This is a genomic window from Sulfuricella sp. (assembly GCF_035531155.1).
Taxonomy (GTDB): Bacteria; Pseudomonadota; Gammaproteobacteria; order Burkholderiales; family Sulfuricellaceae; genus Sulfuricella.
In genome coordinates, this window is sequence record NZ_DATKTK010000026.1 from 114308 (window position 1) to 128940 (window position 14633).

The window sequence follows — 14633 nt, forward strand, 5'->3', positions numbered from 1 at the left end:
CGCCGCAAAAACCGTGCAATCCACTTCGTAGCGGGTTCACCAATCGGGCGAAACGGTAAATCATGAAAAAGTTTATTGAAATCACGCTGTTAAATATCCTAGCTAGCGGTCAACTAAGGTTTCTAGGATCACGGCAACAGGCTGTTTTGGAAAGTAAAAGAGGCGGAATTATAGCGTTTTATCGGGTTGATAGACAGCCTGCATAGGACTATATTTAAAGTCGGGAGTTCAAAGGATTTTGTGATGCGTTATGTACCCAGCCTTCCGCCGCTTCCCTCGGTGAAGGAAGAAGAGGGGCCACGCCCGATCAGGGCTATCCGGCCGGTTCGGCCGGTGGAGCCGCGCACGCGTGCGCCTCGGGTGATCCAGCACTTCGGGCCAAAGGCAAGGGCTGAAGAGGCGGCGAGCGGGCCCACGGCTGTGCGACAGGAGAAACGCACTAAAAGTGATCGTCGTGAATGGTGCCGCCGCCTGCAGCACGGGCATCCTTTTCTGGATACCCGCAGCGCCGTGGAGAGAAGGAAGAACAAGCGGCGCGGTAGCGATATCGTCACCACACTGGATGAAGAAGGTTAACCGGCCTTATTCACGGATTTTCAAAATCACCGTGCCGATTTCATAGCTGCGGCTGTTTTCCACCCGGACGCAGCGCCTGACCTGGACCAGTGCGCGAAGCGGCTTGATGGTCGAGCCATGGGGAGGAAGCACGTGGATGTCGAGCAGCTGGCCAAAGCGCGGGACATAGTCGGTTACCAGTGAAACGCCATCGACGCTCAGATCCTTGGTGGTGCCATAGACGGTTTCACCGTTTTCCGTAACCCGGATTTTTACCTGACACTTGATGGGGATGCGTCGCGCATTACGCATCTCGCCTTTGTGTTGCCGTCGACCGCCGGGAAGGAGCCGGAGTCTGGCGGGCTGGTCTTCCTGTGCGGACGATGGATCTTCCGCGAAAGGCACCTTGGGTTGTGGCATGAAACGCCTCCATGGTTGATTTTGTTTGTTATTCCCCGACCACAATATATGGGTAGGATGTTTTTATTTATATCAACATATGGTGGTAAAGTTTAGAGCAAAAAAATCCATTCGGCAATATGCCGGGGTGATTTTTTTGCGGGCGGGGAGGTTGCGTTATTTGGTACGGCGGGCGGCTCGCGGTCGATCCAGGGTGTGCTGGGTGCGGGCAGTGCCTCTGCCGGTTTCGGGACGGCGGCTTCCCGCCTGCGAATGCCCTGTTCCCGCCGGTTGCCAGGCCGGCACCAGGTGCTTCTTGCTGCCGCCGATCAGGTCGGCGCGGCCCATCTGCTTGAGCGCCTCGCGCAAGAGCGGCCAGTTCTCGGGATCGTGGTAACGCAAAAAGGCCTTGTGCAACCGCCTTGCCCTGCCGCTTTTCGGAATCGGCACTTCTTCGCCCTGGCGGTCGACCTTGCGCAGCGGGCTCCTGCCGGTATGGTACATGGCGGTGGCCATCGCCATCGGCGTGGGGGTGAAGTTCTGCACCTGGTCCAGGCGGAAATTGTTGGCCTTGAGCCACAGCGCCAGCTCCAGCATGTCCTCGTCGGTGGTGCCGGGGTGGGCGGAAATGAAGTAGGGGATCAGGTACTGTTCCTTGCCGGCCTCTTTGGAAAACTTCTCGAACAGTTCCTTGAACTTGTAATAGGCGCCCATGCCCGGCTTCATCATCTTCGACAATGGCCCTTCGGCGATGTGCTCCGGCGCGATCTTGAGATAGCCGCCGACGTGGTGGCTGACCAGTTCCTTGACGTATTCCGGCGACTTCACGGCGAGATCGTAGCGCACGCCCGAGCTGATCAGGATTTTCTTGATGCCGGGCAGCGTCCGTGCTTTGCGGTAGATCTGGATCAGGGGGCCATGGTCGGTGCCCATGTTTTCACAGATGTCCGGGAAGACGCAGGAAAGCCGGCGGCAGGCAGATTCGATCTTCGGGTCCTTGCAGTGCAGCCGGTACATGTTGGCGGTGGGGCCGCCCAGGTCGGAGATGATGCCGGTGAAGCCCGGCGTCTTGTCGCGGATTTCCTCGACCTCGTGCAGGATCGAGGCTTCCGAGCGGTTCTGGATGATGCGCCCTTCGTGCTCGGTGATAGAGCAGAAGGTACAGCCGCCGAAGCAACCGCGCATGATGTTGACCGAGAAGCGGATCATTTCGTAGGCCGGAATCTTCGCCTCGCCGTAGGCCGGATGCGGGCGGCGGTTGTAGGGCAGGTCGTAGACGCCATCCAGCTCTTCGGTAGTAAGCGGGATCGGCGGAGGATTGATCCATACGTCGCGGTCGCCGTGGGCCTGAACCAGCACCCGGGCATTGCCGGGGTTGGCCTCAAGGTGCAGCAGGCGGTTGGCATGGGCATACAGCACCGGATCGTCGCGCACCTGTTCGAAGGAGGGCAGACGGATGACGCTATGAGTGCGATCCGCTTTCTTCGGCGGGTGAAATTGCACCACCGTTTGCTGTTCGCCTTCGGTTGCGCAGGCTGTCACTGACGTTTCTGCGTAGGGGTTGGGATGTGGCGTCACCTTGCCGGGCGTATCCACCGAGGTCGAGTCGATTTCGTGCCGGCCTTCGGGAATGCCCTTGCGCAAGATGGCGGTGCCGCGCAGGTCGGTGATGCTGGCGATGGGCTCGCCCTTGGCCAAACGGTGCGCCAGGTCCACCAGCGCCCGTTCGGCATTGCCGTAAAGCAGGATATCGGCCTTGGAATCGGGCAGGATGGAGCGGCGCACCTTGTCCGACCAGTAGTCGAAATGGGCAATGCGGCGAAGTGATGCCTCGATGCCGCCAATCACCACCGGCACGTCGGCATAGGCCTCGCGGCAACGCTGAGAATAGACGATCACCGCCCGATCGGGGCGCTTGTTGCCTTCGGCGTTAGCCGTGTAGGCGTCGTCGGAGCGGATCTTGCGGTCGGCGGTGTAGCGGTTGACCATCGAATCCATGTTGCCGGCTGTAACGCCATAAAACAGGTTGGGTTTGCCCAAGGCCTTGAAGGCACTCGGGCTGTGCCAGTCGGGCTGGGCAATGATGCCGACGCGGAATCCCTGCGCCTCCAGCAGTCGCCCGACCAGTGCCATGCCGAAGCTGGGGTGGTCGATATAGGCGTCACCGGTGATCAGGACGATGTCGCAGCTGTCCCAGCCGAGCTGATCCATCTCGGCGCGCGACATCGGCAGCACGGGTGCAGTGCCGAAGCGCTTGGCCCAGTATTTACGATGGGAAAAAATGTTGCGGGCGGTTTCCATGGAGGCTATTTTATTCCATTTCTCGATCAGAAAAGCACTAACCGCAAAGGACGCAAAGGTTCGCAAAGGAAAAGCCAACCCCTCAGACATGCTAACCGGATTGCTTTTCCTTCGCGTCCCTTGCGTCCTTTGCGGTGAAAGATTTTTGCTGTTTATTGTTGGATTGAATACAAATTGGAATTGCGCAGGTAAGAGCAACGGCGAGATGGACACGCCAGATTCGACAAGGTTCACCTGCGATCAGGTTGGTTTACCCGGAAGGGAGTCGGGGAGAACGGGGAAAATCACCCGCATCAGCGTGCCCTGGCCGGTTGGCGGGGTTTTCGGCTCTACCGTGGCATTGTGGGTGCGGGCGATTTCCCTGACGATAGCCAACCCCAGGCCGCAGCCGTCGCCAGGGCTACCCTTGATCCGGTAAAAGCGTTCGAATACCGCGTCAGCATCGCTTGCCGGAATGCCGGGACCGTTGTCCTCCACTTCCAGCACCGATGCATTGCCTTGCACCATGGCGCGCACTGTAATGTTCCCTCCCGCCGGCGTGTAGCGGATGGCGTTGTCGAGCAGGTTGGCGAGCAGTTCACGGATCAGCAGTGGAATGCCGATAATCCGTGCGGATTCCAGCTCGAAGCCGAGGTCAATATTCTTTGCCAGCGCCCTCGGCACCCACTCTTCGGCACATTCCTGGGCGATCTGGCTCAAATCGACCGGCTGCATTTCACCCGGCAGGTGCCCGGCGGGCTCTGCACGCGCCAGCGTCAGAAGCTGGTTGGCGAGGTGGACAGTGCGCTCCGTGGCAGCAAACAGATGTTGCAGCGTCAGGCGCAGATCGCCATCGTTTTTCTGGTGCAGCGCAAGGTCAACCTGGGTTTGCAGAGCGGCCAGGGGCGTGCGCAACTGGTGGGCGGCATCGGAGATGAAGCGCTGCTGGGCGCCCAGTGCCGTGTCCAGCTTTTGCAGCAGGGCGTTCAGCGCTTCTATCATCGGCTGCACCTCGGTTGGGGCATTCTCTCCCTGAACCGGGCGCAGGTCGTGCTGTGAACGAGCGGCAATTTCCTTGCGCAGGCGCTCGATGGGAGCGAGGCCGCGCTTGACGCCAAACCATACCAGCCCGATTGTTGCGACTACCAGCAGGATTTCCGGCACCAGCATGCCAAGAAGGATTTCCCAGATCAGCTTGTTGCGCTTGATCAGGGTTTCTGCAATCAGCACGCGAACCTGACCCGTCTCGGAGGGGACGAACAAGGCTGCGATACGTACCTGCTCGCCGTGAAAAAACCCATCGTAGTAGACCCGGTTCTCTTCCAATGGGCTTTCCTCGGGCAGGGGCAGCCCCTTGTGGCCGGCAATGAATTCGCCGTTGGGTCCTTGCACCAGGTAATAAATATGGTCGTATTTGTCGGTCAGCAACACCTGCTGGGCAACCGGGGGCAGGTCAAGTACGGTCTGGCCGTTCTCGATTCTGATTTGCTTGGCGAGGGCGAGCGCGCCGTCCAGCAATGCCCGATCATAAGCCTGCGTGGCGGCGCTTAGGGTGATCTGATAAGCGGCTATCGCCCCTGCCACCAGCAATAGCACCAATGGCGGCAGCAACCAGCCCAGCAACAACTGGCGCAGGCTATGGCCGGATTTCATTGCTCGGTTTTTCCAGTAGGTAACCCAGCCCGCGCACGGTGCGAATATGCACTCCCGCCGGTTCCAGCTTGGCGCGCAGGCGCGAGATATAGGCTTCGACAGCATTGGTGCTGATTTCCTCATCCCAGCCGCATAGCGATTGCAAAATCTGCTCCTTGCTAACGATGCGCCCTGCGCGCGGAAGCAAGAACTCCAGCACGCTCCACTCCCGCGCCGGCAGCTCCAGCGGTACGTCGTTCAGCCACACTCGCTTGGCCGAGGTGTCGAGCAGCAGCGGGCCGTGACTAATCTGCGGGTTGCCGCCAGATTGGCCGCGTCGGACCAGCGCCCGTATCCTCGCTTCCAGTTCAGCCAGGGCGATAGGCTTGATGATGTAGTCGTCGGCACCCAGATCAAGTCCTGCCACCCGATCCTGCAGTGCGTCGCGCGCAGTCAGGATCAACACCGGGAGGGTTTGTCCGCGCCGTCTCAGCTTGCGCAGCACTTCGGTACCGTCCAGTTTAGGCAGGCCAAGGTCGAGAATAGCCAGGTCATAGTGCTCGCTCGCCAGCCAAGAGTCAGCCTGCTCGCCGTTCTGGGCGAGATCCACGGCATAGCCGGCCTGCTTGAGGTAACAAATAATGCCGTCGGCCAGCAGGGTGTCGTCCTCGACGATGAGAATTCGCATTTGTTGTCAGTTTCCAGTCAGGTTTTGTGATGACAATAGCGCGCTTGGAGAAAGGTCGCAATGATAAGGAAAGATCACTATTTTATACAGACAGGGCTAATTTTAGCCCTGTTTATGCCATGCGCCGTTCACGCTTCGGAGTCTGTGGCTCCAGCGGGCCATAGTCCAGTGTTTTCGCAGCTGTCTCTGCACGATGCGGAGGCGTTGTGGGCTGAACGCAACCGGGCGTTGAAGCTTGCCAACGATGCCGTGGCAGGCGCCGAAGCGGACAGGGTAGGCGCGGCTCAGCGCCCCAACCCACAGCTATCCATCAATACGGCCTCGATCAACCCGAGTGCAGGCATCGGATCGGGTGCGTTGCGCGACAAGCAGATGGACACGATTTTCCGGGTTGACCAGCTGATCGAGCGCGGCAGTAAACGTGAACTGCGTACCAGGACGGCGGAAGCCAGGCTGGATGCGTCGCGTCGCGATTTTGCCGAGAGCATCCGCAGCCAGCGTTTTGCCCTGCACCAGGCTTATTACGACCTGATGCTGGCCCAGGAAAAACGCCACATTGCCGAAGAAAATATCGTCCTCTATCAAAAGACCCTCCATGCGGCTGAACTGCGTCTCAAGGCTGGCGATTTGTCCGCCTCGGATGTATCGCGTATCCGGGTGGAAGCATTGCGCGCCGAGAATGAGTCACGTCAGGCCGTGGCCGATTTTGAAAAGGCGCAAATCGTGCTGGCCTACCTGATCGGTGCGGAGCGAGAGGCCCGCTCATTGAATGCTGCGGATGCCTGGCCAGCGATTTCCGCCGTTGCGTCGTTTGATGCACGGGTCGATGGCCGGGCCGATGTTCAGGCGGCGGCGTCCCGTGTGCATGCCGCTGAGTCCGTGCGCGATCTTGCTCGCTCGCTTAAGACACGCGATGTCACCGTCGGTCTCCAGTTCGAGCATTACCCGCCAGCCAACACTTATGGAGTCGGGGTGAGCATTCCATTGTTTGTCAATCACCAGTATGAAGGCGAGATTCGCCGGGCCGAAGCTGAACTGCAGATGGCCCGTGATGGACTGGAACAAGTCCGCGGTCTGGCGCAAAGCGAGATTTTCAAGGCCCGAACCGACCTGGAAGCCGCGATCGAACGTGGGCGGCGCTTCGAAGACAGTCTGCTGGCCGAAGCCGAGCGCTCGTCGCGGGCGGCTGAATTTGCATTCGGCCATGGTGCCATGGGTGTGATGGACCTGCTGGATGCCCGGCGCACACTTAAATTGATCCAGATTGAATCGGCTACATCCCGGGCCGACTATGCCAAGGCGCTTGCTTCATGGCGCGCGGCCACACAGGAAAATTTGCAATGAACCTAAAAAAAGCAGTTCAGCCACGGATTAACACAGATATACACAGATTATCAATGAGTTACCATTCTCATCCCAATCACCTTTTGGGTGAGGTAAAAATCCTCAACAACACATTGTTTTATCTGTGTTAATCCGTGTTTATCTGTGGATAAAAGAGGTTTTAATGATGAAAAAACGCAGTCTGATTTTATGGGTTGTCGCGATGGGCGCGGCCATCGCCGTATTTATCGGTTACCACCGATTTGTCTCTCCCACTCTTGAGCGTAAACCCGATACGGCGGCACCTGCACAATTCAGTAACCGGACTTTGCGTTATCCGGTTGGCGCGCCTCAGCTCGCCTATCTGCGTGTCGAAAAGGTGGAAGCGTCGCCTGTGCCGTCCTTGGAGCCGTTGCACGGCCGCATTGCTTATGACGATAACGTGACTGCGCGGGTCAGCTCGCCCATCGCCGGACGGGTGGTGAAAATCGGCGCGCAAGCCGGGGACAAGGTGGCGGCAGGCCAGCCCCTGCTGTGGCTGGATTCGCCAGATTACGCCCAGGCGCTGGCAGACCTGCATAAGGCCGAGGCCGATATGAGGCTGAAGCAGCTTGCCTTTGGGCGCGCCAGAACGCTGTTTGAAAATGAAGTGTTGGCTCGCAAGGATTTCGAGGCGGCGGAAAACGACGCGCACCAATCGGCGGCTGAAGCGGAAAGGGCGCGGGCGCGTTTCCATAATCTCAATCCGGGCGGGGCGGGCAGGGAAGGGTTTGCTCTGCGCGCCCCGCTGGCCGGCGTCATTACCGAGCGCCAGGCCAATCCCGGTTCCGAAGTGCGCCCCGATGCGCCTGCTCCGTTGTTTGTCGTTACCGACCCTGCCCGTTTGTGGGCCATCGTCGATCTGCCGGAAAAGGATCTGGGCAAGGTGCGAGCCGGCCAGCCGGTCTCGGTCGAGGTGGATGCCTACCCCGGCGAGCGCTTCCCGGCAAAAATTCTGGCCATCGGCGACGTGGTCGATCCCGCAACCCGCCGCGTGGTGGTGCGCTGCCAACTGTCCAACGACAAGCGCCTGCTCAAGCCGGAAATGTACGCCCGCATCACGCCGTCCGCCGAAGGTGCTCCGCTGCCGCGCGTGCCTAATCCGGCGCTGGTGACCGAAGGCCTGCATACTTACCTGTTCGTCGAGACCGGGCCTGGCGTGCTGGAAAAGTGTCGTGTCGTGCTGGCTTTCCGTGGTCAGGAGGCCAGCTACGTGAAGGAAGGGCTGGCTGTCGCCGAGCGCGTGGTGACGGTCGGCGCCTTGCTGCTAAATGCCGAACTGGCGGGTAACTGAGATGATCCTAAAAAACTTAGTTGAACCGCAGAGACGCAGAGACGCCGAGGAAAAACGATGAGTTATCGCATTGCACGACATCACCTATTTGGAGAGACAGGAAATTTTTGTAACTCATTAGGTTCTCTGCGCCTCTGCGCCTCTGCGGTTAAGCAATTGTGGATTTTAAGATGATCGATCGCCTGATCACTTTTGTCCTGCAACAACGCGCCTTCATTATCGCCGGCGCATTGGCGCTGATTGCAGTTGGCTGGTATGCGGTCAATAACGTGCCGGTGGAAGCTTTTCCCGATGTCCAGGACGTGCAGGTGCAGATCGTGACACAAATGCCGGGCACCGCTCCCGAAGAGGTTGAGCGCATTCTCAGTCTGCCGATTGAACGCGAAATGAGCGGGGTGCCGCGCATGACCCAGCTGCGTTCGGTTTCGATCGCCGGGCTTTCCGTCGTTACCCTGACTTTTTCCGATGGCACCGACGACTACTTTGCCCGTCAGCAAGTGTTGGAGAAGCTGCAGAATGTCAGCCTGCCCCCGAATGTGCAGCCATCCCTGGCGCCGTTGACCACTGCGGTGGGGGAGATCTACCGTTATGTGCTGGATGTTCCGGCCGCCATGCCGCTGCACGAGATTCGCGCTCTGCAGGATTGGGTGATACGACCCTCTTTGCGCCATGTTCCGGGGGTGGCGGATGTGGTGAGTTTCGGAGGTACGATCAAGGAATATCAGGTCAAGGTCAATCCCTATCTGCTGAAGAAACACGGCGTCAGTATCGACCAGGTGGCGCAGGCGCTGACCAATAACAGCGCCAATTCGAGCGGCGGACTGATGAAGCGCGGTGACGAGGCGCTGGTGATCCGCGGGCTGGGACTGATCGAGAGGATCGAGGATATCGGCCGGGTGACGGTATCGGTCAGGGACGGCAAGCCGGTTCTGGTGGGCGATATCGGCGAGGTGGAGATCGGCCCGCGCACCCGTTCCGGGGTAGTTTCCTACAATGACCGCGATGACGTGGTGCTGGGCATCGTGCAGATGACCAAGGGGCAAAACCCGACCAAGGTGGTGGCGGCGCTGAAGGAAAGGATCGCTGAAGTTGCGCGGAAACTCCCGCCGGGTGTGCGCATCGTTCCGGTTTATGACCGCACCGAGCTGGTCAGCCATACCGTGCATACCGTGAGCGAGAACCTGATCGTCGGCGCGGTGCTGGTGGTGGCGATCCTGGTGCTGTTCCTGCGCTCGGTCTATGCGGCGGTCGTCGTTGCATTGGTCATTCCGCTGTCGCTGCTGGTGGCCTTTACGCTGATGAATTTCAAGGGTGTGGCAGCCAATCTGATTTCGCTCGGCACAGTGGACTTCGGCATCATCGTCGACGGTGCAGTGGTGCTGGTGGAGGCACTGATGGTCAAGCTTGCCCTCGGCAAGCTGGATGGGTCTCAGCATCATGCCGGCTATGCCTGGCGGATGCACACGCTCAAGACCACCGCCGTGGAAATGGGTCATCCCATCCTGTTTTCCAAGGTCATTATCATTCTGGCCTTCCTGCCGATTTTTACCTTCGAGCGGGTGGAAGGAAGAATTTTCACCCCCATGGCGCTCACCTTGAGTTTCGCCATTCTCGGCGCGATCTTGCTGACCTTGACACTGGTGCCGGCGCTGTTGTCCTTCATCCTGAAAAATCATGATCTGGCTGAAAAACACAGCCCGTGGATGCACCGGCTGCAGGAGAAATACAAAGCACTGCTGATCTGGGCGCAGGCTAAACGCGGTAAGATCGTGGTCGTTTCCGTGGGACTTCTTGCTCTGGCATTAGCCCTTGCGCCACAGCTTGGCAGTGAATTCCTCCCCAAGCTGGATGAAGGCAACATCTGGCTGACCATCACTCTGCCGCCCGCGACCCATATCGACAAGACCGAGGAAATTGAGCACCAGGTGCGGGGCATTCTGCGCGCTTATCCCGAAGTGACCAAGGTGATCAGCCATGTCGGCCGGCCAGATGATGGTACCGACCCGAAGGGGCCAAACAACCTGGAAATCTTTGCCGATTTAAAGGCCAAAGGAACCTGGCGCTTTGCGGACAAGGAAGCGCTGATCGCCGACATGACGCGCAAGATTCGTACCATTCCCGGCGTGCCGACCAATTTCTCGCAGGTGATTGAAGATAACGTCGAGGAATCCATCAGCGGCGTCAAGGGAGAGATCGCCATCAAGATTTTCGGTCCCGATCTGGATATCCTCGAAGCCAAGGCGGAGCAGGTTGCAGCCATCCTGAATACCATCCGCGGTGCGGCCGATGTGGCGGCGATCAAGGTCCATGGACAGACCGAGCTGGATATCGCGCTCAGCCGCGAGCGCATGTCGCGCTACGGCATCAACGTCTCCGATGTCAACGCGACCATCCAGACCGCGCTGGCGGGGGCGGTTGTCAACACCTTCTATGAGCGCGATCGGCGCTTCGATATCACGCTGCGTCTGCAGAAGCCATTCCGCGATGCGGTGGACGACGTTGCCGAACTGCCAGTGGCACTGCCTGGCAATGCCGGCAACATACCCCTCGGATCGATTGCCGATATCGAGGTCAAGCAAGGACCCACCCGTATCACGCGGGAAGCCGGCGGGCGCTACGTGGCGGTCAAGGCTAACCTGCTTGGGCGAGACCAAGGCGGTTTTGTCGCCGAAGCGATGGAGAAGGTCAATGCCCGGGTCAAGCTGCCACAGGGATACAGCATGACTTGGGGCGGCCAGTTCGAGAACCAGCAGCGGGCGATGAAACGCCTGGCGGTGATTGTGCCGCTTTCCGTCTTGGGGATTTTTGTCCTGCTGTTCTGGGCCTTCCGCTCCATGCGCTTTGCGGCGCTGGTGCTGTTGATGGTGCCGTTTACCTGGATCGGCGGGCTGGCGGGTTTGGCGTTATCCGGCATGCACCTGTCGGTGTCGGCGGCGGTCGGGTTCATCGCCGTGGCCGGCATTTCGGTGCAGAACGGCGTGATCATGGTCGAGCAGTTCATGGAAAATGTCCGCAATGGCACGGAACTGGCAGAGGCGGTGCTGGAAGGCGCTACCAGCCGCCTGCGGCCGATCCTGATGACGGCGCTGATGGCTGGGTTGGGCCTGTTGCCGGCGGCACTGTCGCATGGCATAGGGTCGGAAACCCAGCGCCCATTCGCCGCTGTGATTGTTGGCGGGATCGTTTCCGCGACCATTTTCACCCTGCTTCTGCTGCCCCTGTTGTTTCCCGTGTTCTGTCGTGAAACACCAGGGGAAGAGTCCAATTCCTAAGATCATTGGGAAATAAAAAACAGGTGTTAAGTCATAGGCAGCCTGTTGATTCAATAACCATATGACAAGGTATTCGTCAGATTCGCGTCAGTTTCAAAGCGTACAGTACGACACATAGTTGCTGATGTAAGTATTTATAAGGTAGAAAAACTTGGAAGAATTTCGTGAAATTGACACATGGTTGAAATCGCAGCCTGCCCACCATGAGATCCCCAGTGCAAGCACCTTGCCGGATCCCACGTTCATCAGTGAAGGCAGGCAGTGTGTTTCATTCAGTACCAACAACTATTTAGGGCTTGCGACCAGCCAGAGATTGATTGGTAAAGCGCGGGAAGGTCTCGAGCGATTCGGCGTGGGGAACTGCGAATCCCGTTTGCTGGGAGGCGACCTGGATATCTACCGGGATTTGGAAGCGAAGCTGGCCACCTTGAAACACAAGGAGTCCGCGCTGCTGTTCGCCACCGGCTACCTGACCAACCTGGGGGTGTTGTCTGCCCTGGTGAAAACTTCCCAGCTGGCGCGCTTGTACGGTTTCAAGCCTCTGCGCCGCTATCGCTATACCTATTTCTCGGATGAATACAACCATATCAGTATTCGCGAGGGCCTCCGCATGTCGGGGACCGATAAAGTATCCTATCGCCATCTCGATCTCGATCATTTGGAGAGCAAGCTGAAAGCTTGTGTTGACCGGGAAAAGATCATCGTCAGCGACGGTGTGTTCAGCCAGGATGGCGACATTGCGCCGCTGCCTGGATTGCTTGATCTGGCCGAGCTTTACGATGCTACGGTCTATATCGACGATGCGCATGGTACCGGCGTGCTGGGCGAGCATGGCGGCGGCACTTCGGAGTACTTCGACGCCTACAGCCCAAGGCTGATCCAGATGGGGACCCTGAGCAAGGCATATGGTGCGATCGGCGGATTCATCGCGACGGAAAGCCACATTTCAGAAATTTTAAGGCTGACCAGTTCCGCTTATGGATTTACTTCGACCTTGCCGCCAGACCAGGCCTTTGCCGTGTCCGAGGCAATCGACATGTCTCTGGACGAGCCCGAGCGCAGAAAGCGGTTGTGGGACAATCAGCGCTATTTTGTCAGCCGAGTGGAAAAACTGGGTTACCACATCGTTTCCAAAGCCACTCCGATTGTCCCCATATTCATCGGTGACGAACGGGAATGCGACCGGATTGCCGCGCTGCTCAAAGACGAGGGTATCCATGTGGACGCCGTCAAGTTCCCGGCGGTAGGGCTGAAACAAAGTCGTTTGCGTTTCATCATGAACGCTAACCACACCCGGGCGCAGATCGACAAGCTGGTCGGCATTCTCGAGTCATTGGCAAAAACATTCGCGAACCCTGTTGAATTACGGTCGAAGAAAAGCCATCGTGTTGATGCCGCGCTGACTGTGGATATCGAATAGTTGGCTGTTCTGGATGGCTTCTGTTTGGCGGAAGCCCGGTTCTTTCACTTCTGCCTTCCCATTACCCACCGCGCCTCTTGCGGGAAATCGGGGGTGTGCTTGAATGGGTTGGGGATGCGGTGGAATGTTCCGTCCGCCAATGACCGTCAATCGTAGCGCAGGAAATTTTCCGCCACAGTGTTCTGGCCGTAACGGCTGATCAGGGTTTCGATTTCTTCCTGCAGGGTTTCGTCTTCGTCCGGGTCGATGATGCCATCCCCGACCATGCGCGCGACCAGTCCATGCAGCATGGCATCCCGCACCATGACTAGGGTCGGCGGGGTGCGGGCGCCGGTGTCCATCAATGCCGAGATGATGCGAGTCAGGCTTTCGCTGGCCTTGACGGTGATGAAATCGATGGCGGGGGCGTCGTCCCCGAATTGTTCGATCAGGTCATCGATTTCCACAAGAAGCGAACGGTTCTGGTCGAAATGCAGACGATCGGCTTCGAATTGTTCACCCCCCGTCGTTCTGGAGACAATCCCCCGAACCGAGCCGAGTGTAGGCGCTTCGTCGGCGTCCGGGTCGTTGACTGCGGCTTCCAGGATTTGCGACAACTCATCGCTCACGCTGCTGGCGATATCGATAAACGGCTTCATGCACACCTCTTGGTGGAAGTTCCCCCCTGTTTTCATTGTAGGACAATCCGGGGGCATTGCGATGAGCCGGTTATCTGTTTGGTGAACGCTGCGAGCGCATCAATACTCAAGGCTGAGCGTTATCGAGCCATAGCCTTGGGGGGCGTCCTGAGTTTCAAATTCCTTGCCACGGAGGTGGTGTGCGTAGGTGACTTTCACGCCTTGCCATTGGCCGGAGATGCATCAAAAGGAGCGCAGGGAGGGCTTATGGAACCTCAATTAGCGGTATCGGTTCTAATAAAATTGGTGGGTAGAAAGAGCTTTAAACTGTTGCTGTTTCCGTCCAGCGGAAACCCAACTTTTCCACTTCCGACTTAAGATAGTTCATCCCCTCGATGACTAGCGGCCGCGATCCGCGCAAGCCGAATTCGACCTTGCGTTCGCCCCCCTCGCCGATGTGGGGCAGGCTGGAAAAGCGCAGATCGGGGTAGCGCCGCACGAATTCGTTCATCAGGTCGAGCAGCGGGCTTTCCATCGCGTCGAGCACGGTGATCAAGGCTTCGGTTTCAGGCGCCTGGTCGCGGATTTCCGGGTAGAGCGTGTCCAGCACCCAGTCCATCATCGGCCACGCCATTTGCGGAAAGCCCGGCAGGAAGTGGTGGTGGTCGAGGGAAAAGCCGGGGATGCGGTTGAACGGGTTGGGAATGATGCGGCTGCCCTGCGGCAGGTCGGCCATCAGGATGCGCCGGGGATAGGCTTCCGCGCCGAAGCGCGCCTCGATTTCCGCCACCGCCTCGGGATGGCGGTAGAGCGGCACGCCGGCAGCCTCGGCTGCGCATTGCCGGGTATGGTCGTCGGGGGTAGCGCCGATGCCGCCGAAGCAGAATACGATATCGTCCTGCGCCAGGGTCTGGCGCAGGGTTGCAATGATGAGCGCGGGGTCGTCGCCGATGATGTGGCACCACTTGAGTTCCAGCCCGCGCTGCGCCAGCGTTTCGATCACGTGCTGGAAGTGCCGGTCCGGGCGCTTGCCGCTCAGCAGTTCGTCGCCGATGATGATCGTTCCGAAATTTGTCATGGCATGGCGTCAGCGTTGCTTGAGGGCAGTTCTGTC

General features: G+C 58.7%; 12 protein-coding genes. 5 read left to right on the top strand and 7 right to left on the bottom strand.

Going from position 1 to position 14633, the window contains the following annotated elements:
• Nucleotides 1-243 precede the first annotated feature (243 nt).
• Nucleotides 244-576, top strand: coding sequence for a hypothetical protein (locus VMV64_RS04860; protein WP_325328821.1), 333 nt, complete (start codon nucleotides 244-246; stop codon nucleotides 574-576).
• A gap of 6 nt (nucleotides 577-582) precedes the next feature.
• On the opposite strand, the gene VMV64_RS04865 is transcribed toward VMV64_RS04860, so the two are convergent.
• The 4 genes from VMV64_RS04865 to VMV64_RS04880 form a co-directional block, all read right to left on the bottom strand.
• Nucleotides 583-975 carry a PilZ domain-containing protein gene (locus VMV64_RS04865; RefSeq protein WP_325328822.1) on the bottom strand — a complete coding sequence of 131 codons (393 nt, stop codon included), beginning with the start codon at nucleotides 973-975 and terminating at the stop codon, nucleotides 583-585.
• A 156-nt stretch (nucleotides 976-1131) separates the two neighbouring features.
• Nucleotides 1132-3255: a YgiQ family radical SAM protein gene (locus VMV64_RS04870; protein ID WP_325328823.1), complete on the bottom strand. Its 2124-nt coding sequence runs from the start codon at nucleotides 3253-3255 to the stop codon at nucleotides 1132-1134.
• Between the two features lie 240 nt (nucleotides 3256-3495).
• Nucleotides 3496-4887: a sensor histidine kinase gene (locus tag VMV64_RS04875; protein ID WP_325328824.1), complete on the bottom strand. Its 1392-nt coding sequence runs from the start codon at nucleotides 4885-4887 to the stop codon at nucleotides 3496-3498.
• Nucleotides 4871-5554 carry a response regulator gene (locus VMV64_RS04880; RefSeq protein WP_325328825.1) on the bottom strand — a complete coding sequence of 228 codons (684 nt, stop codon included), beginning with the start codon at nucleotides 5552-5554 and terminating at the stop codon, nucleotides 4871-4873. Before VMV64_RS04880 ends, VMV64_RS04875 begins: the two co-directional genes overlap by 17 nt.
• A gap of 168 nt (nucleotides 5555-5722) precedes the next feature.
• On the opposite strand from VMV64_RS04880, the gene VMV64_RS04885 reads away from it, so the two are divergent.
• The 4 genes from VMV64_RS04885 to VMV64_RS04900 all read left to right on the top strand — a co-directional run bounded on the left by VMV64_RS04885 (nucleotide 5723) and on the right by VMV64_RS04900 (nucleotide 12902).
• The gene (locus VMV64_RS04885; RefSeq protein WP_325328826.1) at nucleotides 5723-6898 is read left to right on the top strand and encodes a TolC family protein; all 1176 of its coding nucleotides are present in this window, start codon (nucleotides 5723-5725) and stop codon (nucleotides 6896-6898) included.
• 163 nt (nucleotides 6899-7061) lie between these two features.
• Nucleotides 7062-8210 carry an efflux RND transporter periplasmic adaptor subunit gene (locus tag VMV64_RS04890; protein WP_325328827.1) on the top strand — a complete coding sequence of 383 codons (1149 nt, stop codon included), beginning with the start codon at nucleotides 7062-7064 and terminating at the stop codon, nucleotides 8208-8210.
• A 170-nt stretch (nucleotides 8211-8380) separates the two neighbouring features.
• Complete coding sequence (locus VMV64_RS04895; RefSeq protein ID WP_325328828.1) at nucleotides 8381-11482, top strand: CusA/CzcA family heavy metal efflux RND transporter; 3102 nt, start codon at nucleotides 8381-8383, stop codon at nucleotides 11480-11482.
• Between the two features lie 151 nt (nucleotides 11483-11633).
• A complete protein-coding gene (locus VMV64_RS04900; RefSeq protein ID WP_325328829.1) occupies nucleotides 11634-12902 on the top strand; it encodes a pyridoxal phosphate-dependent aminotransferase family protein in 1269 nt (422 codons plus the stop codon).
• A 146-nt stretch (nucleotides 12903-13048) separates the two neighbouring features.
• Here the strand turns inward: VMV64_RS04900 and VMV64_RS04905 are convergent, their stop codons facing one another.
• The 3 genes from VMV64_RS04905 to VMV64_RS04910 form a co-directional block, all read right to left on the bottom strand.
• Entirely contained in the window at nucleotides 13049-13540 is a 492-nt protein-coding gene (locus VMV64_RS04905; protein ID WP_325328830.1) for a hypothetical protein, read from the bottom strand.
• Between the two features lie 99 nt (nucleotides 13541-13639).
• Nucleotides 13640-13759, bottom strand: coding sequence for a lipid A-modifier LpxR family protein (locus tag VMV64_RS17355; protein ID WP_414718839.1), 120 nt, complete (start codon nucleotides 13757-13759; stop codon nucleotides 13640-13642).
• Between the two features lie 82 nt (nucleotides 13760-13841).
• Nucleotides 13842-14597: a competence/damage-inducible protein A gene (locus tag VMV64_RS04910; protein WP_325328831.1), complete on the bottom strand. Its 756-nt coding sequence runs from the start codon at nucleotides 14595-14597 to the stop codon at nucleotides 13842-13844.
• Nucleotides 14598-14633 lie beyond the last annotated feature (36 nt).